Origin of the sequence: Streptococcus sp. 3167 (assembly GCF_013277175.1) — a bacterium.
Classification (GTDB): domain Bacteria; phylum Bacillota; class Bacilli; order Lactobacillales; family Streptococcaceae; genus Streptococcus; species Streptococcus pseudopneumoniae.
Genome location: NZ_VMML01000040.1, coordinates 1 through 26996, shown reverse-complemented (window position 1 = coordinate 26996; position 26996 = coordinate 1). Strand labels below are relative to the sequence as shown.

Annotated in this window: 23 protein-coding genes and 1 pseudogene; all 24 read right to left on the bottom strand. The window is 37.8% G+C overall.

Annotated elements, in window-relative coordinates:
• Positions 1-112: 112 nt before the first annotated feature.
• Positions 113-2518, bottom strand: a complete 2406-nt coding sequence (pheT, locus tag HT678_RS06560; RefSeq protein ID WP_172924725.1) for a phenylalanine--tRNA ligase subunit beta — start codon at positions 2516-2518, stop codon at positions 113-115.
• Between the two features lie 76 nt (positions 2519-2594).
• Positions 2595-3104, bottom strand: coding sequence for an N-acetyltransferase (locus HT678_RS06555; protein WP_000619957.1), 510 nt, complete (start codon positions 3102-3104; stop codon positions 2595-2597).
• A complete protein-coding gene (pheS, locus tag HT678_RS06550) occupies positions 3104-4150 on the bottom strand; it encodes a phenylalanine--tRNA ligase subunit alpha (protein ID WP_050265989.1) in 1047 nt (348 codons plus the stop codon). Before pheS ends, HT678_RS06555 begins: the two co-directional genes overlap by 1 nt.
• A 591-nt stretch (positions 4151-4741) precedes the next feature.
• Entirely contained in the window at positions 4742-6157 is a 1416-nt protein-coding gene (locus HT678_RS06545) for a glycoside hydrolase family 1 protein (protein WP_000151847.1), read from the bottom strand.
• Between the two features lie 12 nt (positions 6158-6169).
• Positions 6170-8008: a beta-glucoside-specific PTS transporter subunit IIABC gene (locus HT678_RS06540; RefSeq protein ID WP_000120574.1), complete on the bottom strand. Its 1839-nt coding sequence runs from the start codon at positions 8006-8008 to the stop codon at positions 6170-6172.
• Between the two features lie 17 nt (positions 8009-8025).
• Positions 8026-8865, bottom strand: a complete 840-nt coding sequence (locus HT678_RS06535) for a PRD domain-containing protein (protein ID WP_000584530.1) — start codon at positions 8863-8865, stop codon at positions 8026-8028.
• A gap of 299 nt (positions 8866-9164) precedes the next feature.
• Positions 9165-11948 (bottom strand): DEAD/DEAH box helicase family protein, encoded by a 2784-nt coding sequence (locus tag HT678_RS11540; RefSeq protein WP_000268100.1) that lies wholly within the window; start codon positions 11946-11948, stop codon positions 9165-9167.
• A 271-nt stretch (positions 11949-12219) separates the two neighbouring features.
• Entirely contained in the window at positions 12220-13023 is an 804-nt protein-coding gene (locus tag HT678_RS06520; protein WP_023936623.1) for a Fic/DOC family protein, read from the bottom strand.
• 356 nt (positions 13024-13379) lie between these two features.
• Positions 13380-13946: a hypothetical protein gene (locus tag HT678_RS06515; RefSeq protein WP_000253751.1), complete on the bottom strand. Its 567-nt coding sequence runs from the start codon at positions 13944-13946 to the stop codon at positions 13380-13382.
• Positions 13936-15279 (bottom strand): AAA family ATPase, encoded by a 1344-nt coding sequence (locus HT678_RS06510; protein ID WP_000778677.1) that lies wholly within the window; start codon positions 15277-15279, stop codon positions 13936-13938. Before HT678_RS06510 ends, HT678_RS06515 begins: the two co-directional genes overlap by 11 nt.
• 106 nt (positions 15280-15385) lie before the next feature.
• The gene (locus tag HT678_RS06505; protein ID WP_166731068.1) at positions 15386-18037 is read right to left on the bottom strand and encodes a valine--tRNA ligase; all 2652 of its coding nucleotides are present in this window, start codon (positions 18035-18037) and stop codon (positions 15386-15388) included.
• A 126-nt stretch (positions 18038-18163) separates the two neighbouring features.
• Positions 18164-19165, bottom strand: coding sequence for a virulence RhuM family protein (locus HT678_RS06500; protein ID WP_001002884.1), 1002 nt, complete (start codon positions 19163-19165; stop codon positions 18164-18166).
• A 31-nt stretch (positions 19166-19196) separates the two neighbouring features.
• A complete protein-coding gene (locus HT678_RS06495) occupies positions 19197-20438 on the bottom strand; it encodes a hypothetical protein (protein ID WP_172922321.1) in 1242 nt (413 codons plus the stop codon).
• A gap of 155 nt (positions 20439-20593) precedes the next feature.
• On the bottom strand, positions 20594-20743 hold the full coding sequence (locus HT678_RS06490; protein WP_172929682.1) for a hypothetical protein: 150 nt from the start codon (positions 20741-20743) through the stop codon (positions 20594-20596).
• Positions 20736-21968: a beta-carotene 15,15'-monooxygenase gene (locus tag HT678_RS06485; protein ID WP_119947207.1), complete on the bottom strand. Its 1233-nt coding sequence runs from the start codon at positions 21966-21968 to the stop codon at positions 20736-20738. Before HT678_RS06485 ends, HT678_RS06490 begins: the two co-directional genes overlap by 8 nt.
• A 5-nt stretch (positions 21969-21973) precedes the next feature.
• Positions 21974-22129: a hypothetical protein gene (locus HT678_RS06480; protein WP_004237269.1), complete on the bottom strand. Its 156-nt coding sequence runs from the start codon at positions 22127-22129 to the stop codon at positions 21974-21976.
• A 30-nt stretch (positions 22130-22159) separates the two neighbouring features.
• Positions 22160-22357, bottom strand: coding sequence for a hypothetical protein (locus HT678_RS06475; protein ID WP_007284866.1), 198 nt, complete (start codon positions 22355-22357; stop codon positions 22160-22162).
• 296 nt (positions 22358-22653) lie between these two features.
• A complete protein-coding gene (locus HT678_RS06470; protein WP_031222973.1) occupies positions 22654-23232 on the bottom strand; it encodes an AAA family ATPase in 579 nt (192 codons plus the stop codon).
• Positions 23232-23792, bottom strand: a complete 561-nt coding sequence (locus HT678_RS06465; protein WP_023933266.1) for a GNAT family protein — start codon at positions 23790-23792, stop codon at positions 23232-23234. Before HT678_RS06465 ends, HT678_RS06470 begins: the two co-directional genes overlap by 1 nt.
• A pseudogene (locus tag HT678_RS06460) lies at positions 23779-24356 on the bottom strand (flavin reductase family protein). Before HT678_RS06460 ends, HT678_RS06465 begins: the two are co-directional and overlap by 14 nt.
• Before the next feature lie 282 nt (positions 24357-24638).
• Positions 24639-25034, bottom strand: coding sequence for a helix-hairpin-helix domain-containing protein (locus HT678_RS06455; protein WP_138703250.1), 396 nt, complete (start codon positions 25032-25034; stop codon positions 24639-24641).
• A 95-nt stretch (positions 25035-25129) separates the two neighbouring features.
• Positions 25130-25384: a DUF1912 family protein gene (locus tag HT678_RS06450; protein WP_023933271.1), complete on the bottom strand. Its 255-nt coding sequence runs from the start codon at positions 25382-25384 to the stop codon at positions 25130-25132.
• A 9-nt stretch (positions 25385-25393) separates the two neighbouring features.
• Complete coding sequence (locus tag HT678_RS06445; protein ID WP_050971556.1) at positions 25394-26728, bottom strand: DUF438 domain-containing protein; 1335 nt, start codon at positions 26726-26728, stop codon at positions 25394-25396.
• Positions 26728-26961 (bottom strand): DUF1858 domain-containing protein, encoded by a 234-nt coding sequence (locus HT678_RS06440; protein WP_000368739.1) that lies wholly within the window; start codon positions 26959-26961, stop codon positions 26728-26730. The genes HT678_RS06445 and HT678_RS06440 overlap by 1 nt, the downstream gene beginning before the upstream one ends.
• Positions 26962-26996 lie beyond the last annotated feature (35 nt).

Here is a 26996-nt window from a genome sequence, read left to right as displayed (position 1 = left end):
ACTGACTTCGTNNCTAGCTTCCTAGTTTGCTTTTTGATTTTCATTGAGTATTATATAAAATCACCCCTCTAGTGTTCATAAACTAGAGGGGGAATTTGTATCATACTATCGTTTAACGCACTTCTGCATTGATTTTTTCTTCGAGAGACGCTTGGATTTTTTCCATATATCGTGCGACTTCTTCGTCCGTTAAGCTGTCTTCTGGATTTTGGAAGGTCAAGCTATAAGCCATGGACTTCATACCAAGTCCCAATTTCTCACCTGAGAAGACGTCAAAGAGTTTGATATCTGTCAAACGTTTCACGCCGGCAGCTTGGATAGCATCTACAACTTCTTGATGAGTCACTTCTGCCTTGAGGAGAAGGGCAACGTCACGGCTGACTGCCGGGAATTTGGTGATTTCTACAAATGGAGTCGCTAGCTGAAGCGCAGCTTCGATAGCTGAAAGGTTAAGCTCAGCTACATACGTTTCTGGAATATCATAAGCCTTAGCAGTGACTGGATGCACTTGACCAAGGAAACCAAGAACTTGGTCACCGAGTGAAATCACGGCTGTTCGACCTGGATGAAGGCTAGCAATTTCAGCTGTTGCTGTATAAGTCACTGCAAGTCCCAAGCGAGTAAAGAGCGCCTCTAGGATTCCTTTAGCATAGAAGAAATCAACTGGAACTGCTGCTGTTTGGAAATCTTTTTCAGCAACCAAGCCTGTCAAGGCAAAGGCAAAACTGTTGATTTCATTTGGAAGTTCTTCTTTTGGATTACCTGTTTGTTCAAAGACTTTTCCAATCTCGTAAAGGGCCAAATTTTTGTTCTTACGAGCCACATTGTAGGCAACTGTATCTAGGATACCTGAGATCATATTTTGGCGGAGGACTGAACGGTCCACTGTCATTGGCCACATGAGTTCAGTAAGGTTACTTGGTTGAGCCGTAAACTCAACTGCTTTTTCAGGAGTAGTCAGAGCGTAGGTGATGATTTCTGTCAAACCTGCTCCTTCAGCAATGGTACGAACTTGACGGCGGAGTTTCTGTGTGGCTGTCAATTCACCTGCTGTACCATCGTCTTTTGGAAGGCTGGTTGGCAAGCGATCATAGCCATAGATACGAGCGATTTCTTCAAAGAGGTCTGCCTCGATAGTGATATCCCAGCGACGACGTGGGACGCTGACTGTAAAGCTGTCTGCATTTCCAGAAAGACCAAAGCCAAGACGACGGAAGACGTCTTCTACATCAGCATAAGAAAGATCAGTTCCGAGGACACGGTTAACATCAGCAAGAGTTGAAGAAACTTCTACGTCTGATGTGTCAAGTTCCCCAGCTGAAACAATACCTTTACGCACAGTCGCACCTGCAAGTTCCGCAATCAGGCTAGCTGCCGCATCAAGGGCTTCATTAACTGTTGCCACATTGATGCCTTTTTCAAATCGAGAAGACGATTCTGAACGAAGGTTCAGGCGACCACTTGTCTTGCGGATAGATTTGCCATTGAAAACAGCAACTTCAAGGACGACACGACTAGACTTTTCAGAGATTTCTGTTGCTTGACCACCCATAACACCTGCAAGGGCTACTGGTTTGTCTGCGACAGTGATAACTAAGTCATTCACCTCTAAGTCACGTTCTTCACCATCTAAAGTCACTAATTTTTCACCAGCACGCGCTTCACGCACACGGATGTCAGTCCCTTCAAAGGTATCCAAGTCAAAGGCGTGCATTGGTTGACCAAAGTAGAGCAGGATGTAGTTTGTCACGTCCACTACGTTGTTAATAGGACGGATTCCTTCGTTCATGAGAAGGTTTTGCAACCATTGTGGACTTGGTGCAATCGTCACATTATCCAAGATACGAGCTGCATAGTAAGGCGCCTTGTCTGTATCAATGCCCACAGAAAGAACATCTGCTGCAGCTTGGTCAGTTTCTGAAAGAGTAAATTCTTTAAAGTTGACTGCCTTGTCATAGATAGCTGCCACTTCGTGAGCCACTCCACGCATAGAAAGGGCATCTGCACGGTTTGGTGTGATAGACAGTTCGATGATTTCATCATCCAAGTCTAGGTATGAGAAGACTTCCTCACCTGGAACGGCATTTTCTGGCAAAATTTGGATGCCATCTGCGAATTCCTTAGGCACAACTGAGTCAGAAATTCCCAATTCGCCAAACGAACAGATCATTCCAAGTGACTCTAAACCACGGATTTTTCCTTTTTTGATTTTGTAGTTGTCAGCGATGCGAGCTCCTGGAAGAGCCACCATAACCTTGATACCAGCACGCACATTTGGGGCACCACAGACGATTTGACGGGCTTCTTCTTCGCCAACGTTAACCTGACAAACATGAAGGTGAGTTTCTGGCACATCTTCGCAGGACAAGACCTCACCGACGACAATTTTTGAGAGACCAGCAGCCGGTGATTCGACACCTTCTACCTCGATCCCTGTGGTTGACATTTTTTCAGCCAACTCCTGTGATGGCACATCAATGTCCACCAATTCTTTTAACCATTTATAAGATACAAGCATAATTTAGTTCTCCAGAATGACCATTGCCACACTGGTTCTTTTCCTTTCCTATCATTTCAATAGAAGAATCCTCTTCTTACCTTAATTTCTTTCGCAGTAACCAATCCGTATCTACTTTTTGACCAACCATAAAATGATGTTGGCTAAATTTTTCAAAACCATATCGATTATAAAACGCTTGAGCTTTTGTATTATGCTCCCAAACACCTAACCAAGCCCAAGAAAAACTATTTTTTGTAGCAAGTTCAAGAGCAAATTCAAACAGTTGCTTACCGAATCCAAATCCTTGGAATTTTTGTAGCACATAGAGGCGTTGAATTTCAAAAGCGTCCTCTAATTCTCTCTCAGTTTGAGCACTTCCCCAGTTGACTTTGAGAAAACCAGCTATCTCCTCTTCATGCATAATGAAATAGGTTTCGGAGTCAGGATTTTCCAACTCAGTTGATAAAACTCTCAGACTATAAGCCTCTTCAAAGTATTCCTGTAACTGCTCTTCCGTATTATCATGAGCAAATGTTTCACGAAAGGTTTGTTTGGCAATTTTAGCCAACACCTCAACATCTACCATTTCTACTTTTCTAATCATTATTTAAACTGCTCTGAGAAGCGGACATCTCCTTGGTAGAATCCACGGATATCGTTGATTCCGTAACGGAGCATGGCTACACGCTCTTGTCCAAGACCAAAGGCAAATCCAGAGTAAACAGTCGCATCGATACCACTCATTTCAAGGACACGTGGGTGAACCATACCGGCCCCCATAATTTCGATCCAACCTGTTTTCTTACATACGTTACAGCCTTCTCCACCACACTTGAAGCAAGAAACATCCACCTCAACAGATGGCTCTGTGAATGGGAAGTAAGATGGACGCAGACGGATTTGACGCTCTTCACCGAACATTTTTTGCACAATCAACTGAAGGGTTCCTTGAAGGTCAGCCATAGAGATATTTTTCCCAACTACCAAGCCTTCGATTTGGTGGAATTGGTGACTGTGGGTCGCATCGTCCGTATCGCGACGGAACACACGCCCTGGTGAGATCATTTTCAAAGGACCTTTAGAGAAATCATGGGCATCCATAGCACGCGCTTGAACTGGAGACGTGTGAGTACGGAGTAAGATTTCTTCTGTGATATAGAATGTGTCCTGCATATCACGGGCTGGGTGGTCTTTGGGAAGGTTCATACGTTCAAAGTTATAGTAGTCTTGCTCCACTTCAAAACCATCCACGACTTGGTAACCCATCCCAATGAAGATATCTTCGATTTCTTCACTAGTTTGTGTCAAAACGTGACGGTGACCAGTCGCAACTGGATGACCTGGAAGGGTCACATCGATACTCTCGCTTGCTAATTGAGCTGCAACTTTCTTTTCTTCCAAGAGCTTAGCAGTTTCTTCAAAAGCTGCTGTCAAGACATCACGAGCTTCATTGACGTGTTTCCCAATGATTGGACGCATCTCAGCAGAAACATCTTTCATCCCTTTGAGGATTTCAGTGAGCGAACCCTTTTTACCAAGGACAGAGACACGCAAATCTTGCATCTCTTTTTCATTTTCAGCAGTAATCTGCTTCAAGCTAGCCAGCGTTTCTTCACGAAGCGCTTTTAATTGTTCTTCAATAGTTGACATAATTCCTCCATCAGTCGCTCGTAGATAAAAAGAAAACCACATGCCAAAAACTCCACTCGGAGCGTTGACACGCGGTACCATCCGTTTTCATCTGACAAGTCAGACCTTCATTTCTAAATCCATGCGCAAGTGAATTCACCCAGCTTTCATATAGAGAGCTTGCAGTCACGGCTCTCCTCCCTGATATACTTCCCTTGGGCTACTAGTCTTTCAGATTCCTATTCAATTACTACTTAGTTTATCAGATTTTTACCATTCTTGCAAGACCTATCTTACTTCTGCTTGTTAGCTTATTCTTATCTAACTTTATAGCGGATTGAAATAAGATGAAAACAAATCGATTGGGAAAGTAAAATTAATTTCTATAAACGTTTTAGCAATTGTTTCGTACTATTTTAGATTCAGTCTACTATATATAACCAATCTATCCTAAGTTAACTATTTATAATCGGCTCTCTGTAACAAAATTAAATTAATTAATCCCCCTATAAAATAAAGAGGTTTAGAATTTGATGTCTTCCAAACCTCTTTATTTCATATTTAATGAGATGCTGCCTTAACCGTGATAATATCTAATCATCAATAAACAAACTATTTGAATAAGGATTCTCCATTTGATTCAATCACTCCTTTATACCAAGTAAAGGACATTTTCTTATATCGATTGAATGTACCACTTCCATCATCGTTTCGATCAACATAAATGAGACCGTACCTCTTAGAAAGCTGTGCAGTGGACATAGAAACGCAGTCAATACATCCCCAAGACGTATAGCCCATAATTTCCACACCATCTTGTAGAGCTTCAGCTACTTGCAATAAATGTTCTTTCATATACTGAATTCTATAATCATCTTGGACTGTTAAGTTATTAAATTCATCTTTTATTAGTTGATCTTTAGCACCTAATCCGTTTTCTACTATAAATAATGGGATTTGATAACGGTCATAATATCTATTTAAAATTATACGTAGTCCAATTGGATCAATTTGCCATCCCCACTCAGAAGACTCTAAATAAGGATTTACTAAACCACCAATAATATTCCCTTGTCCTGAATTATACTGTGTTGGAAGAGCAGATTGAGTCACACTCATGTAATAGCTAAAGGATAAAAAATCTACGGTATAATTTTTTAATAACTCTGCATCTTCAGCTGCAAACTCTATGTTAATGTCATGTTCCTTAAAATATCTTTTTGCATAATTCGGATAATAACCTCTAACATGCACATCTGAAAATAGATAATTTAGATTCTCATACTCATGAGTCGCCCATACATCTTTTGGATTTGGAGTCATTGGATAAGCTGGCATAGCTAATACCATACATCCCACCTTAAACTCTGAATGAATCTCTCGAGCAATTTTTGTAACCAAACTCGAAGCGACTAACTCATGATGTATAGCTTGATATAATTCTTGTTTCGAAAGATTCTCCTTAGGTATATCTATTCCTCCACTAGTAAACGGTAATTCCAAAACAGAGTTTACTTCGTTAAATGTAAGCCAATATTTAACTTTATCTTTATACCTTTCTAAAACTGTTCGAGCAAATTTTTCATAAAAATGAATCATTCTCCTATCAATCCATCCATGATATTTTCTTGCTAAATATAATGGAGTCTCATAGTGTGAAAGAGTTACAAGTGGTTCTATCTCGTGAGCATGTAGTTCATCAAACAATTCATCATAATATTTCAAACCAGCTTCGTTAGGTTCTTCCTCATCTCCTTTTGGAAAAATTCTACTCCATGCAATAGAAGTGCGAAAAACATTAAAGCCCATTTCAGAAAACAAGGATATATCTTCCTTATATTTATGATAAAAATCAATACCTAATAATTTTAAGTTATCTTCTGTAGGATTTTCTGTTGCTTCTCCTAATCCACCTTTGGGTAACACATCCTGAACTGATAATCCCTTACCATCTTCATTATATGCTCCCTCTACTTGATTAGCTGCAACAGCTCCACCCCAAAGAAAATCATCTGGAAAAATGGTCATAACTTTCCTCCATTATAATATTACCAGTAATTCCTTAGAATGCTCGATTGTCTGATTATTAGGTAATACTAATACATCTAGAAAATCGTTGGTATTCGTTACAATTACTGGTGTAACTGTTTCGTAGCCTTTACTCTTGATTAAATTTAAGTCCATTTCAAAAATCAACTGATTTTTGAAAACTCTGTCTCCTTCTTCTACATGACTAATAAAACCTTGACCTTTTAGCTCAACAGTATCTAATCCAATATGAATTAGTAACTCAACACCCTCATCACTCTTCAATCCAATTGCGTGCTTAGTCGGAAAAATATTTGTAATTTTCCCATCAAATGGTGCATAAACCTTACCCTCACTTGGGATAATCGCTACTCCGTCTCCAATTAGTTTATCTGAAAATGTTTTATCCTGGACATCGCTTAACGGAATGATTTCTCCTGATATAGGAGAAAATATCATTTTTTTATTTGAAACTCCAACTTCAACTTCTAAATTGCTAGAACTCCCTTCTTCATCGATTCCAAATATATAAGCTAATACAAAGGTAATAACAACCGAAATGACTGCCACAATTAAAGCATTTACAATATTTGATGGCACATCAGAATAAATAAATTGAGGCAACGCTATCAAAGCTGGGACAGCAAATAGATATGCTTTAACACTAGTAAGACCTGCAAATAATCCCGCTAATCCACCACCAATCATAGCTGCATAAAGCGGTTTTTTATATTTTAAAGTCACACCATATAATGCAGGTTCGGTAATCCCTGCAAGTAAGGCTGAGAAACCTGCTGCAAAAGCAATTTGTTTTGTATTATTATTTTTACTCTTTAATGCAACAGCCATCGAAGCAGCCCCTTGAGCTAAGTTTGACCCTAACATTGCTGGAAGAATTAATACGTCTGGAGTAGCAATAGATGCCGCCAAAAAAATAGGTGCAAAAGCCCAATGCATTCCAGTCATAACAATAAATGGCATAATAGCGCCAAGAATAGCTAATGTAAGCCATCCAGCTACACCATACATTTGCCCAACTAGATTTGATAATCCTTCACCAACAATTACTCCAATAGGTCCGACTACAACTAAGGCAATACAGCTTGATACTAATAATACTAGCGTAGGTTGCAAAAAACTCTTAGTAACAGCTGGTGTTAATTTAGCAATCATTTTTTCAATATATTTCATCAACCAAACCATAATAAGAATTGGAACGACTGACGAACCATAACTAGCTGGTGTCACAGGTACACCAAATAAACTAAGAGGATTCCCTGATTGCACCATTTGAACAAAATTTGGATGGAGAAGTACACCTGCTACAGACATAGCTAATGTAGATGTTACTTTTAATTTTTGTGATGCAGAATAAGCTAATAACAGCGGTAAGAAATAATATGGAGCATCCCCAAAAAATGTCAAAAAAGCAATAGTCTGAGAATCTGATTGCAATATACCAAGCATTGGTAAAATAATTACCAAGACTTTCAGCATACCTCCCCCTAACATTGCTGGAATGATTGGAGTCATGGAACCAGCGATATATTCAATGATTCTTTCTAAAATATTCCCTTTGTGCCCTTGATCAACTGAATCTGTTTCAAAATTGCCAAGTTTAATGAATTCTTTATAATAATTGGCTACATCATTACCAAGTATAATTTGATATTGCCCATTCTTTTTCATAATACCTATTACACCTGGTATCTTCTTCACATCATCATCATTGACTAAATTTTCATCTTTTAATTCTAATCTTAAACGTGTTACACAATGGGTAACTCTATTGACATTTTTTTCGCCTCCAATTACATCGAGGATTTTTTGTACTGTATCTTTATAACTCATGGTATTCTCCTATTCTATTAATCTAAATTTTTTGTTAAACGACGAATATGAGCCATCAAATAAACTAATTCACTAGAAGTCAGCAAATAATTGTACTCAGTTTGTATAAACATTGCCACCTGTTCACCACATTCATATTCTCTAGGATATTTATTTTTCATTAATGCTAACAAGTCTTCATCATCATCGTCACAATAAGTTGTATTTTCAACCAAGCGATGGGCAAATAATTTTATATGAGTTATGAATCTATAATAATCAATAGAATCTTGGTTAAACTCAGTACAATAGAAATCTTGAATGATTTTCTCAATTCCCATAATTATTTCAGTGATTTTATACGACTCTTGAAAATTATTTTCTAAATTAGCATTAACAAAATGTAGCGCTATGAATGCAGCTTCGTCAATTGGAAGTTCAATACCTAACTCTTTTTTTATTATTTGTAAAGCCCTTTTCCCAAGCTCAAATTCTTCTTTATAATATTTCGAGATTTCCCAGCGTAGGGGATTCGAAATAATAATCCCTTCTTTATAACGTTCTATGCTCGAAGAAATATGATCCGTTAAATTAATATAGATAATTTCATCAAAATTATTACCCAATGTTATTTTACCTAGGTTAATTATTTTTTCGGTAATGTACACCAACTCCAAAGGAACGTTAATAAACATCTCTGTAAAACGGGTCATATTATCTCTATTTTTGAGAAAAAAACTTTTCTCAATATCAATTGGATTTACTTTATCTCCAATTTTTCTTCCAAAAGCTATTCCCCTTCCAAAAAGAAGAATATCGATATCTTTTTTACTTTGCGCAATTACGGCATTGTGGTTTAGTATTCGTTTTATGATCATAAAATTTCCCTTTTAAAATAAAAGGAACCTACTTAAAAACATCAAGAAACTTCTTCTGATGTGATTAAATAGGTTCCTGCTCACTTGTATTAGTGATAACATCCTTTTATTTCAATTTTTAATGGTGACATGAAGCTTAAATAATTAATAACTCTGTAACCGTTTTTATTTTATGATATTTCAATCTATTTGTCAAGTACTTGTAGAAATTTTTTTATTTTGTGTGATTCGAATGTGAAAATGTCAACAGCCTCACTAAAGAAATGAAAATCATACATAGAAATTTTTAAAAGTTTTCTCTATCGTAAACCTGCCACTAGTTCAGAAGCTATACTAGCTGATTCCAAACGTAATATGGTCATTTCATCTACCTTCCCTAATAATGGCATTGCGCCATACCAAACAATGGTCTTGTTTACCAAAAGAATAGGCGTGACTATTTTTGATTGAGTAAAAGATACTTTAATTTTCTGGCTCTTCAACTGGTCTAGCCATGCTTTATTTGCAACCGTCTCTGGTATACATATCTCAATTTGACTAATCCTAAATTCTTTTAGAAAATTCATCAGTTTTGTCTGGTGCACATAAGGTAAAATAAGCAGACATTCCTGTCTTTCCCCTGCCAAGTCCTCTCTCAACACCTTCTCATATCTACTATCAACATAAACGAATTGTTTCTCCTCACCCTCGATGACACGATAATCCATCTTTCGATAAGCTACTTGTCGTTTCTGAAACATCTTTTCTAAATAAGGAACATGAATATCCACATAATCGAAAATCCGCACCAAAGACTTATCCTTGTAGTTTCTATGAATCCGACCTGCATACTGAATTAAATTATTTTTCCAAGAAAAGGGTGCTGCCAATATAAGCGTGTCTAGCTGAGGCAAGTCAAAACCTTCGCCAATGTATTTTCCAGTAGACAATAAAACAAACCCTTTATCTAACTGTTCTAACGTCTCCATTAAACTTGTTCTATCTCGGACTTTGGTTTTTCCGCTAATAATATAACAGTCATCAACCTCTTTCTCTTTCAATAACTTTTCAAAGACATCTATCTGTTGAATTCGATTGACTAGAACCAAGATATTCCGCCCTTCTGCCACTTGGTCTAGAATATCCTTGATAATCAACTGATTCCTCACTGAGTCAGTAGCAATCCAATCACTAAGCTGTATAAAATTACTTGCTTTGGTCTTTTCAATCTCCAAATGACCAAAAGAAGTGAATCTTAATTGCAATTGCCGTTTAAAATCCGTTTCCCTCTTATCAGCAGTATGGAGTATCTCACCAATTCTCTGAAAAACAATAGGCTCATGACCATTCTTACGCTCAGGCGTAGCCGTCAAACCGTAAAGATACTTCCCTCTAAACTGAGCAACAACTTTTTCAAACATCAAGGCAGAGACATGATGACACTCATCCACAATCATCATCTCATACTCATCCAAAAGACTTTGACTATTTTCCAACTTAAATAGAGATTGGATCATAACGACATCAACCAGTCCACTCAACCATTTCTTAGTCCCACCGTACTGCCCGACATAGCCTATTACCCTTTCACGACCTGATGGCGTATAACGGGTAGCTTCTTCCTCTTCGAAAGTCAAAAAACACTTTAGGCGATCCAGCCACTGGTCTAAGAGTTGCCTATTATGAACTAGGATAATTGTTTTTGTTTTCCGTTCAGAGATAAGAGCAGCACCTAAAACGGTCTTTCCAAAACCGGTCTCCGCATGAAGTAAACCATTTTCTTTAGAAGTCATATCTGACAGGGCTAACTCTTGCTCAAAAGTGAGTTCTCCCTTAAATTCCACTCTAATAGACCTTTGTACCTTTCTCCTATCTTCCACAGATCCCTGCTCATACTCAATGAAAATCAAAGAGCAAACTAGGAAGCTAGCCGTAGGCAGTACTTGAGTACGGCAAGGCGAAGCTGACGTGGTTTGAAGAGATTTTCGAAGAGTATTAAATTTATCTTGCAATGGATACAGCAAACCTCTTGGCAGCCATAAATAATGATCGGATTCTCCAAATAAATACATTCGCTCAGGAATTTGATAGGTTGGCTGTCGCATAGCCTGCTTTAAATAAAATTCGGGATTAGAAAATGAAGCCATATTTTTCAAGAAAAACAGTGTCTTGGGTGTCACAGACGATTTTTCAAGTTGGATCATATTGGATAAGACGACCTTCAACTCCTTATCCAATTCTTCCTTACCTAACTCCTCTTGGATTAACAGTGCCACTTTAGCAGTTGAAACCCTCTGAATTTCTTGTAGATACCTCCATTGGTCTTCATAAGGCTGAAACTGTTCATCCACAAAGACCGTTCGCCCTTGATGATAAGCTTCTCCTTGAAAAGGAAGGGCAATCAAATTACCAAATCCACCTTTAGGAAGAACATCCTGATTTGGAAACATGCGATCAAAAGAATCAAAGGACAGTTGCATACTTTCCTGCATTGCCAGTTCTAACAGTTTCTTTCCAAACAAGCGAGCCTCTCGACTCGGAATCGCTTCCTCAAAGAAGAACCAAATATGGAGTCCGTGACCCGAACGAGAAATCTCTAAATGGGCTTCCATCTGGCGTTCCCTGGCTATTCTTCGAATGGTTAAACCAGCTTCTTTCCAATCTCCTTCATCCAAATCAAGTACCAAAAAATAACAGCTATCATCTAAGTGCATAGGAAAGATACCGATAGCTGTCTCCCCACGAAAATGAGATTTCAAAACGGAATCCGTCAATGTCTGGAAACTCCGTTTTTCAGGTGACAACTGCTTCCAACCATAATCATAGGATGGAAAATACTGAATTTTCCCTTGATCATTGATAAAACTCTTAGCATAAACATCAAAACGGCCAGCAAACACGGAGGTAAACAATTGTAATTTTTCTTGCGTCGTCAAGTGACTACTTTGAAGTTGGAACATCTCCTCGAACCGAGAGCGTTCCATAACAAACTGACTCTTGTCTTTAAGACGTTTACACAAGAAAAACTCACTATCCCCATTAAAAGAAGAAAAGACATCAAGTACTTCTACCACAATTCCATCCAAAGACACAAAAACAGCCATAACAATCACCTCCTTGATTCCTATAGGCTGATTATAACAAGAATAGCTGAAATTGTACACGAAAATAAAATCCTAATAGTACTCATTTTGTATGTGGCTAATATTCCGTCTCGCTCCGGAATGTACGAGGTAAATAGAGTTTAAACGAGCAGTCTATAAAATTCAAAAAACGCATATTATCAAGTGACCTAAAACTTTGATGATATACGTTTTCTTGTGAGAATATTTGCTTCATTTTTTCCTAAAATTCAATGTTTACTCAGTATTAGGATTATGAAAAATCGAGGTCTAAATCTAGATACATTTTTTCTGAAGACAAATCATTTTGACCACCGAGCAAGAGATTTTCAAAAAAAGCTGTTAAAAACTCAGGACGTCGCTGTAAAATCTTTGCATTATCTAATACCAAGGCATCACGAAAATACTTGGCATGTTGCTGAAATGGTGTATTATCAATATCAAAACCAAACTCACGAAGATACTGAATCAAAAAGACCGTTACTGTCCGAGTGTTTCCTTCGCGAAATGGATGAATCTGCCAGATTCCTGAAATAAAATGCTGGATTTGTTTAACCACATCCGCCTGAGTTAGTGTCGCATATGCAACTTGTTTTTCCTGATTAAAATCATAATCCAAGGTCATTTGAATCATGGAGTAATCAGAGTACACAACACTTTCACCATTCAAAACAGGTTCATTCTTTGTGATATTGGTCTGACGAAATTGCCCCACCGGAATAGAGGGTTCAAATATATCTTGAAACAACTCCTTATGAATAGCAAGTAAGGTCGCAGGACTAAAGCTAAAGCCTCTTCGAGACAATAGTTCTACAATACGTAGAGAAACCAAGTCTGCCTCTTCCGTACTTGCATCAATAGTATGGTGATAAGCCGTTGCATCCTCATAAACCTGCTCGTAAGTCAGTTCACCCCGGGACTGTTTCTCAGCCAAAGATTCCATATACGCTGATGGCACTAGATTGTCAACTTTCTGCAGACCAAAACCTATCCGCCATAAGTCACGCTTAGCTTCATAAGACAAGTTTGGGTTGTCAATGTTGTAAGTTGGTTGCATAGAAATATCCTTTCAATTGTTTTTCTGTGTCATCGGTAAATGGTGAAATTGGGGTGAACTATAAAAAACATTCATAATAAGTTCTATGAAGAAGTAATAAAAGAGTTATACTCAACATCCCATGCACTCATTTGTAATGCCTTTTGGATGAATGGTTTGATTAAATGAATAATTCTAGCTTGCATACTTATCAAACTCATAGGATACACCACTCTGAACTCGTTGGTTTGTTCAAATCCCCCAACACCTGAGAAGAAACTGCAATGTTGTACTTCTCAGAGCGGTTCGAACTTAGAGGGGTTGTTGTGTAGTGAGCTGGTTTTTAATCAAAGCTATAAAATTTTAGTATTTTAATTTTAACTGACTAAATTATTATTCTCTATAAATTCTATAAATTTTTCAGGGGGATATTTAAAAGATTCAATTCCATAAAAATCTTCTAAAGCCCTAAAATTTTCAACTTTATAAGGTGACTTACCACTTATTTTTGCCTGATGTTGTCTAATTTCATTTAAATGTCTTTTACCTTTTTGTGATTTAACTACAGTAACTGTCACTATTTTTTTATAATCAGTTTTTTGCAATCCATAAAAATTTTCTAGTAGGAACAAACTCGATAATATTTTAGCTCTAACGTTAGCATATGGAATATTTTTTGAATTCTTAAACTCTATTAAATATAATTTACTATCAGCATCTACAGGAAGAAGAGGCAGAATTGTATCTACAGATTGCCATTTATCAAAGCTATGTTTTTTAAAAATAATTTCTGAAATCTTATCAAAATTATAACAAGTATATTTAGAGTTTACCAAATTATAGTTAGAATCAGAATCATATGAGCAGGTTTTAATATCGCTACGACATTCAGAAAATCTAATATTAAAATCATGTAATATAGAGAAAATTATTTTACTCACCATCAAAATCCTCCGCTAGCTCCTCAAGGCGATTTAAAGGAACATACATTTGCTCATAAATCTTATCAATCGAGTCAGTAACATCTTCAATAGAACTATTAGCAAGATAATACTTAACAGAATCATTTGTATCATTTTTTTTGCTAAATATATCAATCGCTTCAACTAAATAAGGACTATGGGAATTGATTAAGATATGTAATCCAAATTCTTTCTGAAGTAATACTATAATTTCAGCAAATTTCAATTGCCATTCTGGATGTAAATGGACTTCTGGTTCATCTAAAATGAGTGTCCCATTTTCTCTAATCACACCATTTTCTAAAAGAGATTTAATTAAATAGAACGTTTTCATACCTGAAGAATAATTGATTATATTAAGTTTTTTTTCATCTTCCTCATCTTCTGAACTATTAACAATATCAGTCTTCAATATATGATTTATTTCATTAAACACCAAATTTAATCTGTCAGTTATCTTAGCTCGTAATGTGTAAGTGTTGTTTCTTTCATCTCTAAGCTGCTCCATTAAATGAGCATTATGATCCAATTTTAAATCAATTTTATTTAAAAATTCATTTAAAAATTTAGTTGAAAATTTATTTAAAAATTTAGTTGAAAATAAATTTTCAACTATTGCAGCAGCATCATCTATGTATACTACATCTGTTTTAAAATTTATCAATTTATCTGCAGTAGCTCTATTTTTGTTAACTTCAACATTTATTTGTTCATCTTTTATTCTTAAAGAAATTAGTCCTGTCAATGGGTCGTATATATTATTTATTTGATTATGAAATTCATCAGTTAAATGAGCAGTTAAAATTTGGTTAAAGATAGATTGGTCTGACTGAGATAGAATTTCTTTTATATTTTCAGATAAAACATTTAGGTCCAAATCCTTAATATTTAATACAAAGTATTTTGAATTTCGTTTATTGAATTCATTAATTGATTCAATGATACTCTTCTTAAGGGATTCATTATTATGTTCACTATAATTTTTATCAAGAAATATCAATAAATTTTTTGAAATGATTTTTGTCAATTCTGTATAAAGGAAACTCGGAACGATTCTTCTAGCAATCCCTATTTCAGAATTATTTTTACGATTCATTTCGATATCAGAGAGATAGTCTTCTAAAAAATCATTAATTGCTTTAGTTCGATCGTTAGAAATTTTTTTTATAACATCATAATTGGCACTAAATATTGAAAATAAAGAACGACTTATTGTACTTTTTCCAGTGCCATTTTGACCTGCAATAACTGAAATTCCATTTATTTCAATTTCTGCATTCTTTACATTACCTATATTTTCTATTGTTAGTTTCATATATATTCTCCTTTCACCATGGAGGCAGTACTATCAGTTTAACACAAACTACATAAAAAAGCAGGTGTGAGGTGTAAATCATCTTCCAAGTATATCTCACTTCACACTACTTCACCAACTTCTTCATATCATCAATACGTGCAACTGTCGCGTCGTATTTGGCTTGGTAGTCGGCTTGTTTGTCGCGTTCTTTTTGGACGACTTCTGGTTTAGCATTGGCGACGAAGCGTTCGTTAGAGAGTTTCTTGCCCACCATATCTAGTTCTTTTTGCCATTTAGCCAGTTCCTTGTCGAGACGAGTCAGTTCTTCTTCGACATTGAGGAGGTCTGCCAGTGGCAAGTAGATTTCTGCTCCTGTGATGACGCTTGACATTGCGAGTTCAGGTGCAGGGATGTTTGATGCAATTTCCAAGTGTTCTGGATTTGTGAAACGTTTGATGTAGTTGACATTGCTGTTAAAGAAGGCTTCCAAGTCACTATCGCTAGTCTTAACAAGGATTGTGATTGGCTTACTTGGTGCTACGTTTACTTCCGCACGCGCATTACGAACGGCACGGATCAAGTCTTTGAGACTTTCCACACCAGTGTGAGCCGCAAGGTCTTCAAAGGCTAGATTAACAGTTGGGTATGCAGCTGTCACGATAGAGCCTTCTGAGATTTGTCCAAAGATTTCCTCTGTCACGAATGGCATGATCGGGTGAAGGAGACGAAGAATCTTATCCAAAGTATAAAGGAGAACAGAACGCGTGATGACTTTCTCTTCTTCGTTGTCACTATAAAGGACTTCCTTGGTCAACTCAACATACCAGTCCGCAAACTCATCCCAGATGAAGTTGTAGAGGATGTGTCCAGCCACACCAAACTCAAACTTGTCAAAGTTGGCAGTTGCTTTTCCGATGGTTTCATTGAGGTTGTGGAGAATCCAGCGATCTGTGACATTTCCAGCTTCCTTGTTGGCAACTTTTTCCACATTGGCAGTTGCTTGCTCAAGGGTCAAGCCTTCATTGTTCATGAGGATGTAGCGAGAGATGTTCCAAATCTTGTTAATGAAGTTCCATGAAGCATCCATTTTCTCGTATGAGAAGCGCACGTCTTGACCTGGTGCAGAACCGTTTGAAAGGAACCAACGAAGGGCATCCGCACCGTATTTCTCAATGACATCCATTGGGTCAATCCCGTTACCGAGAGATTTAGACATCTTGCGTCCTTGCTCGTCACGAATAAGACCGTGGATCAACACGTTTTGGAATGGCTGACGGCCAGTGAATTCCAAAGATTGGAAGATCATACGAGACACCCAGAAGAAGATGATGTCGTAACCTGTAACCAAGGTTGAAGTTGGGAAGTATCGTTTGAAGTCTGCTGAGTCGACATCAGGCCAGCCCATGGTTGAGAATGGCCAAAGGGCAGAACTGAACCAAGTATCCAAAACGTCTTCGTCCTGAGTCCATCCGTCTCCTTCTGGAGCTTCTTCACCGACGTACATTTCACCCTCAGCATTGTACCAAGCAGGGATTTGGTGACCCCACCAGAGCTGACGTGAGATGACCCAGTCGTGGACATTTTCCATCCATTGGAGGAAGGTATCGTTGAAACGAGGTGGGTAGAATTCTACCTTATCATCTGTGTCTTGGTTGGCAATGGCATTTTTGGCCAATTGGTCCATCTTAACGAACCATTGCGTAGATAAGCGTGGCTCCACCACTACACCTGTACGCTCTGAGTGACCAACACTGTGGACACGTTTTTCGATTTTAACGAGGGCACCGATTTCTTCCAACTTAGCCACGACTGCCTTACGAGCTTCAAAACGGTCCATGCCTGCAAATTCGAAGGCAAGCTCATTCATAGTTCCGTCGTCGTTCATAACATTGACTTGTGGCAAGTTGTGTCGTTGACCAACCAAGAAGTCGTTTGGATCGTGGGCAGGCGTGATTTTAACAACACCAGTACCAAACTCGGGATCGGCATGTTCGTCTGCAACGATTGGGATTAGTTTATTAGCGATTGGAAGGATGACGTTTTTACCAATCAAGTCCTTGTAGCGTGGGTCTTCTGGATTGACCGCAACCGCAACGTCCCCAAACATGGTCTCAGGACGAGTGGTCGCAACTTCAAGGGCGCGAGATCCGTCTTCCAGCATGTAGTTCATGTGGTAGAAGGCACCTTCGACATCCTTGTGGATAACTTCAATATCAGAAAGGGCTGTGCGTGCAGCTGGGTCCCAGTTGATGATGAATTCACCACGATAGATCCACCCTTTCTTGTAAAGGTCCACAAAGACCTTACGAACAGCTTTTGACAAACCTTCGTCAAGAGTGAAACGCTCACGAGAGTAGTCTACAGAGAGCCCCATCTTACCCCATTGTTCCTTGATAGTAGTGGCATATTCGTCTTTCCATTCCCAGACTTTCGTCAAGAAAGACTCACGACCCAAGTCATAGCGGGAAATACCCTCGCCACGCAAGCGCTCCTCAACCTTAGCCTGAGTGGCAATCCCCGCGTGGTCCATCCCTGGAAGCCAAAGGGTATCAAAACCTTGCATGCGTTTTTGACGGATGATGATATCTTGCAAAGTCGTATCCCAAGCGTGACCAAGGTGAAGCTTCCCAGTTACATTTGGTGGTGGAATCACGATTGAATAAGGCTTAGCCTTTTGGTCTCCTGAAGGCTTGAAAACATCGGCATCAAGCCATTTTTGGTAACGACCAGCCTCAACCTCGGCTGGATTGTATTTAGGTGAAAGTTCTTTAGACATGTGTTTGTCCTTTCTAGTTAATATCTTTAAATAAAATTAGTATGTAGAAGATATGCCTTGATTCAGCACATCTGATTTTTTCAGTATCTTCTATTAGTAAAAAAGAAACTGTATAAAAATTTTACATTAACTTTCTCTCATTATCTTCAGAATATGTTTATCAAAGTCCGATATAATTTTTTGAGTTCGGTTAAATTTTTCATACTCTTGGATGGCTTTTGAGTCTGCTTGTTTCTTGGAAATGCTTCCTTTTCCTTCTAAGATTTCATATTCATTAAAGGATAGAAAGCGATCAATACTATCTGCCAATCCTCGCATTGTAAACGTATTACGGCGCTCAACTAAACCCTCGATATAATCAAAATAGGCTGTAACAGTTCGCTCTAGTTGTCGAATTTCTTTTTCTTGCAAATAATTTTTGGCTACCGTTACATCTGATTTGAGCACTCGTCCATCAGGTGCATGTTTCCAAGTAGTTAATCCCATTTTTTCTTTACTAGCATCAGCTTGCTGATAGATAATTTCTGCAGCCGTACTTCCAGTAATTGCATAATGAAATTTATTTTGCACCATAGCATAGAAGTTTTTAGTAATATCCGAGTTTCGATCATAATCTATGGCACATTCGGCAAAGATATCCGTAATTTGTTGATAGATTCGGCGCTCGCTAGAACGAATAGAGCGAATTCGTTCTAAAAGTTCACGGAAATAATCTTGTCCGAAAACTGTCTGTCCTTGTTTCAAGCGTTCATCATTCAAAACAAAACCTTTGATGATAAATTCTTTCAAGGTCTTGGTTGCCCAAATTCTAAATTGAGTAGCCTTGCTGGAATTTACGCGATAGCCAACTGAAATGATAGCATCCAGATTGTAATATTCAAGTTCACGTCGGACAGTTCTATTTCCCTCTTGTTGAACCTGTGCAAATTTTGCACAAGTTGACACCTTATCCAACTCACCACTATCATAAATGTTTTTTAAGTGCTTTGTAATGACACTTCGTTCAACTCCAAAGAGCTCTGCAAGACCTTTTTGAGTCAACCAAAGATTTTCATCTTGTAAAAGGATATCTAGCTGAACGTCGCCATTTGGTGTAGTATACAGGATGAAATTAGAAATTTCATTCAAGACAATTTCACCTCCCCCCTTCCATAAACAATTACTTCTCTTTCTTAAACTTTATGCCGTTTTCTTTCAGCTTTTTAACGGTTACGGGACCAATTCCCTTCAAAGCGAGAACTTCTTTTTCAGTCCATTTTTTGAAATCTGAAGACGTACGAATCCCATTTTCAACAAAGATGTGAACAAAATCCATCCGAATTCCCTTCATTTTTTCCTCGCTCATAAAGGAGTACCAGTCGTTTACCTTGGATAAACTTCTTATCATACTGGAATGATTCGAAAATACTGGTTTACGACGGAACTTCTTGGATTCGTTTGTTAAAAATTTCGTTAAAATAATATTTTCTAGTAAATAATCAAACAGAGGATACAAACTAGCTTGTAGCGATTCAACTGAATTTGAACAATAGCATTCTTGGTCTTCTATATCTATAACTTTGAATTGCCAATCTTCCTCTATAAAGAATTCAACAGCTTCATCATTTATTTCCACTAATTTTGCAAATAGCTGACTTGCTTCTTCAATTTTTCCTTGAGAAAAAGCAGAGATGATGGCATGAATAAGAATGGTATCATCCCGTTTCCCTTTATTCAATTCTTCACGATAGAAACGCTCAACCTTTAGCTCCTGACCGGTGATATGATACAAGGAAAGCATACAGAAGACAAAATTAGGAGGAAACCGTTCTGGTCGCTTACTCAAATATAGGTCAATCAATTCTATAGCCTTAGAATTGAAGTTCTCCATCATATAATACTCAATCAGAAACATCAGAGCAGACAGGATAGAGCGTGCTTCAAAATAATTCCAACTATTGTATCCATTCACTTTCCATTTTTCTAAAACTAGAATTTCAAAATCCAATACTTTTTTAAAAGTTGACAAATCAAAATCTTCAACTTCTGATAAGAATAAATGAAAATCAGCAGCAAAATAATCTGGATTTATTTTTAAAACTTGCTTTAACAATTTATTTCGCTTCTGTGTATTCGGAGTATGCATAGCTTCTCTAAATAAAGCATGATCCTGATTCCAATCAAAAGTCCTATTTTTCAGTTGGTAATTGATTAGCTGAACATCTGGATACTCTCCGTGTTCATCAGCATATTGCATCACTGCTGTATGTAGTTCATCGAAATTTTGAATGGTACGACGTTCTACAAAAGTTGGATTTTTGACCATGATTTCTGTCCAAGCAGCCTCTTCTTCAGAAATAACTTTGATATCCAACTTTTGCTGGCGTTTTAATTCTTTTTTTCTATTTTTCTTTTTAGGCATCTATTTTCCCCTTTAATTCATCCTGCAATAGATTCGACTCAACTGACTTAGATATCCTTCGGGACTCAGCTACAGGCTTGAACGGGAAATCTAAGCTTCTTTGTGATTCGTTTACTTTGAAGGTTGTACCCCAGGTGTGATTAAGGTAGAGTTTTCTAGTTACGTTTGGTGGTGGTAATCACAATTGAATAAGGCTTAGCCTTTTGATCTCCTGACGGCTTGAAACCATCCGTATCAAGGCATTTTTGGTAACGACCAGCCTCAACCTCGGCTGGATTGTATTTAGGTGAAAGTTCTTTAGACATTATTTTTTCTCCTTTTATGAATATTTATTTTATATCTACGATTTATTAATATACTATGCATATTGTCACGATACACGTAATATCCATTATAGGTGTTTAAATAGAAATATTGTAATAACCAAATTATAATCTTCCCAATAACTAATGATAATATGAAACAAACGAAAATAATTATAGTTGAGGCAAATAATTCAGACATCCAATCAGCTTCGGGAGTTATAAATTCGACCAATTTCTTCTTAATCTTTAAACCCCAAATAATTTCGGTTAACTTTGGAATAATACTCAACATTAATAGAGTAAGAAAACCATATAGTTGAGTTCGATAGAGGTGTCTATCCATTTTCTCAGTTCTTATTGGTTTTTTCTTATGTTTTTTTGTATCGAATTGAGAATTTATTTCTCCAATTAGACTAGGAATTAAAATTGGCAAAAACCATGTTAAAGCATTTATTAATTCATTTTCAACTTGATTAAATACTGCTAACAGTAATATACAGATTGAACCAATTAACCATGATGCTATTACTTCTTTGGTATCTTTTGCACCATGTCTAATTAGATTATAAATCATCCACCAGCATATTAAATAAAGTGCAATAAGTGAACTGAACATAAGAATGTCAGTTATTAAATCAGAATGAAAATCAATAACATTAGAAATAAAGTAATAAATATAGATATAATACCATAAAAACGAAATAATAAGCATCGTGGCATATACATTCCACAGTGTCTTTCCCTTTACGATATCTATTTTATTAACTTTTTGAAATATCTTGATTGATCCTACAGTTTTTATAACAGATAATACAAATGGTAATATTAAAAGTATTACAATGATAATCCAGTTATTTATGTGATTTTTACTTATGCCATAATTAATAAAAAAATATTGAGATAAGTTGATTAAAGTTGATTCAACTAGATTTAGGTTATAAAGAATGTAAGTCAAGATTCCGCAAAATATTCCATCCCATGCGTTCATAAAAGCTAAAGATTTAGTACTTTTAGTAAGAAAAACTCTAAACTTATTAAATCGATTTTTATAGTTAAACACATATATTAGTATCAAGGCAAATTGTAAAATTATAACTAATTTAAAATCGGTAAGACAGAATACAATTAGAGATATTATTGGAAAATACGTTAGCGCATACATAAGTATTTTCCAAGTTTGAGCAAAAAGATTCTTCAATCTATTGTCAGTATTAAAATAATACATTAATTTCAATCTTTGCCTCCTAAATCTAATCTAAAGGTTGGTAAATCAAAATCTTCAACCTCTGATAAGAATGGGTGAAAATCAGCAGCAAAATAATCTGGATTGATCTTTAAAACTTGTTTTAACAGTTCATTTCGCTTCTGTGTATTTGGAGTATGCATAGCTTCTCTAAATAAAGCATGATCCTGATTCTAATCAAAAATCCTATTTTTCAGTTGGTAATTGATTAGCTGAACATCTGGATACTCTCCATGTTCATCAGCATATTGCATCACTGTTGTATGTAGTTCATCGAAATTTTGAATGGTCCGACGTTCTACAAAAGTTGGTTTTTTAGCCAGTAGTTCTGTCCAGACAACCTCTTCTTCAGAAACGACTTTGATATCCAACTTTTGCTGGCGGTTTAATTCTTTTTTCTATTTTTCTTTTTAGCCATCTATTTTCTCCTCTAACTCATTCTTCAATAAATCAAACTCTACCTCTGCTGTATTGGATATTCTTACGACCTCGGATACAGGCTTAAATGGGAAATCCCAGTTTCTTTATGATTCGTTTACTTTGAAGGGTGTACTCCAAGCGCGATTAAGGTAGAGTTTTCCAGTTACATTTGGTGGTAGGAATCACGAACGAAAAAGATTGAGACTTTTGAACTTCTTGAGTCTTGAGAACGTCTTCATGAAGTTGTTTAGATATGTGTGTGTCCTTTCTCTATTGTATTCATTTTATTTTGAATTTGCTTAGCAGCTTCTTCTGCAGACAAATTCGTATTATTTATTTTAAAGTAGTGGTGCAACTCATTCGGTTGATATTGGGAATTTAATTGAAGTGTTTCAGCGGTCTCTAAAATTTCTCTTTCAGATACCTCAATATGCCGTTTTAAGGGTTTGTGCTTTAATCGATTCTCCGTTCGATTTCGACGTATGCACTCTTCAAGACTTGTTTCCAACTCAACAAAAAGAATCTCTTGATGATAATCATCCAACAAATTCTGAATTTGCTTTAAATACATCAGCTGATACTGATTTGAAAAATCAATTACATCTGTTAAAATTACTGATCGCTGATTTCTTGCACTTGCTCCAAGGAATGAAAAAGTGATTCCACGAACAAATTCCCACATTTCCTCTGTATAGTCCTGATAGATTTCTAGTGCAAAATCAATGGCTTGATGGTTATAAAATAGGGTAGCATCCGTCAGTCGAGATAATTCTTGACCAATGGTCATTTTTCCTGATGCTGGAGCACCAATGATGAAAAGATGCATCAAATCACCTCCCACTCGCTCTTCAGCAAGCCATATATCAGACTGTCACAGCGGTTTCCTTGAACATCCTTTCGGTCTCTTATGCGAGCTTCGAGGGTAAAGCCAAGCTTTTCCGCGACTCGTTTACTTTGAAGGTTATATCCAAAGCAAGTTAGTTCAATCTTGTGAAGACCCAAATCTTTAAAGGCTAAGTCAATCAAGGCAAGCGCTGCTTCTGGCACATAACCTCGCCCCCAATAGTCTGGGTGTAAGGTATAACCGATTTCCAGCACATCATCTTCATGGCGATGGTTGAAATCGACAGAGCCAACGATCTTATCCGTTCCTTTGACGACAATCCCGTAGCCTGCTGGGAGATTTTCCTTTTGATTACGCTCCGGAAGAATGTGCTCCAGATAATAAATCTCATCTTCCAAGGTCTTGACTGGAGGAAAACCTGCTGGATAGGCGACCTCTGGCAAACTAGCGTAGGTATGGATATCCTCAGCATCTGCCACTGTACGAACTCGTAGGACGAGTCGTTCGGTTTCTAATCGTTCTGGTAATTCAGCTCTTGACATCCTTCATCCTCGCTTTCTTAATGAAGCTCCCCATAGGGTCTACTCGGTCATCTAAATAGCGATAAACGCGCTGGTGGCCATCCCCATAAAGTAAGTAGGTGCAAAACGGTCATTTCTAAAATGTCCCTTTTCATCCAAAAGTTCTGGGTCAACAAATCGCTCAACAATCTTAGCGAAAATATGACAAATTCCCTCTTCCTCATCAATCCTATCTACCTGACATTCTAACACGACTGGACAAACCTCTAAAATCGGTGCCTGAGTCCGTTCAGAAATCTCGTAGTCTAGCCCCAGGTGTTTCAATTTCTCTCTATGACTGATAAAACCAGCCTGCTCCATCTCGAGCATGAGATTTTCATCAGGAATATTCACAGTAAACTTCTGGTAATGCTTGATTTGCTCAGCCGCATTTTCCTCAGCTCCGACACCAATGGCTAGCCAATCTCCCAAGCTATAAGAGGAGCTACAGGTCGTAATATTGTGTCCAAAATTCTGATCCTGATACCCCAAAATGAAGATAGGAAAACCATAATAGAGTTTACTTGTTTTAAAAGATTGCTTCATAACAAGCTCCTTTGACTAAGACGCAAAAGAAAATCCCTGCCATCTACATGACAGGGACGAATGTGTTTATCCGCGGTACCACCCAATTTCGGGCCAAGCCCGCATCTTTAGTCTTTAAAATAAAAAGACAGAAATATTTCATTTTTTCAGTCATTAGCAACCAGTTTTGACACATTTGTGGACTTCTCAGCGCTGCCACTTTCTGTAAAATGTGGGATTCAAAACACCTCTAATGGCTCTATTGTAGCAAGTTTTTCTCGGAAATGCAAGACTAAAGAAAAATTACTTGAACTTGATGCTATTTTCTTTCAATTTCTTGATGGTAGCTGGGCCGATTCCTTTCAAGGCAAGGAGTTCTTTTTCAGTCCAGTTTTTGAAATCTGAAGCAGACTTGATTCCTTCATCATAGAAAGTCTTGGCACGATCAAGTGGAAGTCCACCCAAATTTGCTGCAAAATCTTCTACAGAATTAACTACTTTTTGAGCTTGCTCTTTGGTAGCTTCTACTGCTTGTTCAACTTTTTTAGAAACAGCCTTACCAGCTGCGCTTGCTGACTGTTCTGCACGCTTCACGACTTTTTTTGTCTCATCTACAACCTTAGTCACAGTACTTGAAAAGGCACCTGCGCGACGGAGGCCATTTCGCAATTGTTTTTTACGATTGAGTTTCTTTGACATGATAAAATCCTTTCAATAAAAAATCCCTGCTCTGACAAGGATTTAACATAAACATTCTATCAAGATTTTAGTGAAAAATCAAGAATCTTTCTCGTTTAATAATTTCGCTCACCAAACAAGCCTTCTGGCAAATCATGGAATCCCTTGCCTACTTTGAAGTTTTCAAACTTACCAAGCAAGAACAGATAAGCATCCAAGCGACTCTCGTAGCGAATCATGGCATCTTTGGCACGCTCGTCCTGGTCTTCTTCGTAAACTTTTTGGCTTTCCTTGTGCGCCATGTCGTTAATCATGATTTGGGTATTGACCCAAGCTTCAAATTCCTTCATAAATTCTTGTTCGTAACTCATTTTTTCTCCTTATTCTAATCCACGGAAATAGTCCGTATCAATCTCACGGTAGGGATGGATATCCTGAACGTATTCCAGTACACCTTGGAATTCTCCGTTTTCATCGTGTACTGCAGCATAGGTGATGTGGACAAACTTACCTCGCGACTCAGACTTGAACCACATTTCATACTTGTCCTTGGTCCCCTCACGAAGTCCCTTCATGATAGCCTTGACCTTGTCCAAATACTTAGGCGGATGACAGAGTTCGACATTGCGCCCGACTTGGGACGGCGTTCGTTTGAAAATCATCTCATCAGCTGGCGTATTGTCATTGTAATACTGGAAAATATCGTCTTTATTGACAAAGGTAATTTCCATGGGGAGGTGATTGAGGATGAGATTAGCCTGCTCGACTGAAAGATAGCCATTACCAAAAGACTGCTGACTATGGCGGTCCAGCACTGCTTCCTTTTCCTTAGGGGTAAAGGTAATGGTAAACTGTCCTTCTGGCGTATCAATAACCTGCTGAACTTGACCCTCTGCCGTATCTAGCTGTACAGGCTCCTCTTCACTCTTTTCCTCAACAAAACTCTGGCGTTCTGGCACCCATTTCTCAGACGGACGGATAATAGCATAGCCATAGGCATCGCTCTCCTCCGCAATCTGAAGCCAGTCATCCTGAGTAAAGGACTCAAGGAGAATCATGAGAAGGATAGATTCTTCCTTGAAAATCATACTTTCAAACTCTGTCGCAAAAGCTTCAAAAGCTTCTTTTACGCTGCTAATTGACACTTCTGGTAGTGACTTGGCTGTCGCTAAAGCTGTTTGAAAGAGTTCCCTGATCTGATCATCCACTCCCCACATAACTTTTGGAGGTGAATCGTGTCCATAGCGCTCCATGATGGGGAAGAAGAGCTCTTCCTTACGTTGGTAATGGATGTCAAATTGCCCCAAAAGACCCATCTGACGCACCAAGCCCTTGCGCATCTCCGCCAGCATTTCTTCATCTTCCATAGACTCATAGGTATCCAACAATCTCCGAATACGAATCAAGGCCGCACGGAGGGCTAGATTTTCTTCTTTGAAAATCCGAACTGGGTGACCTGGGTGCTCGGTATCTGCAACTTCGACATCCTTAACAGCATTTTTAAAAAGATTGGCATGAACATCACAGAGTTCCATGACATCTTCAAAGGTGACACCTGAGTCTGAGTTCATCAGCTCGTGCTCCATAAGGGAAATCTCGATGGCTGAAACACCTGTAAAGGTCGCATCAAAGCGCTCCTGAACCGACTCAGGAGAGGAGCCATTATGCAATTCTAACAAAATATCCCGCAGGACATGAATTCGTTCATCTGCCATTAGTCTAACCCAATCACTTCGTAACCGTTTGCTTCCAGCGTGCGGACAATCTTGTCCATAGGAGTTCCTTCAAGCTTAGAACCTTGTTTGAGCGATACTTTACGACCAACTGTGTTGCGCATTAAGGGATTGGCAAGGGGTTTAAAACCCAACTCCACTAGAATTTCCAAGACTTCTGGATGCTTGTCCACCACTTCTGCAACGGGAATTGACACATCGATGATATTGTCCATGACGACCTCCTTTGTATGTTCTAATACTCAATGAA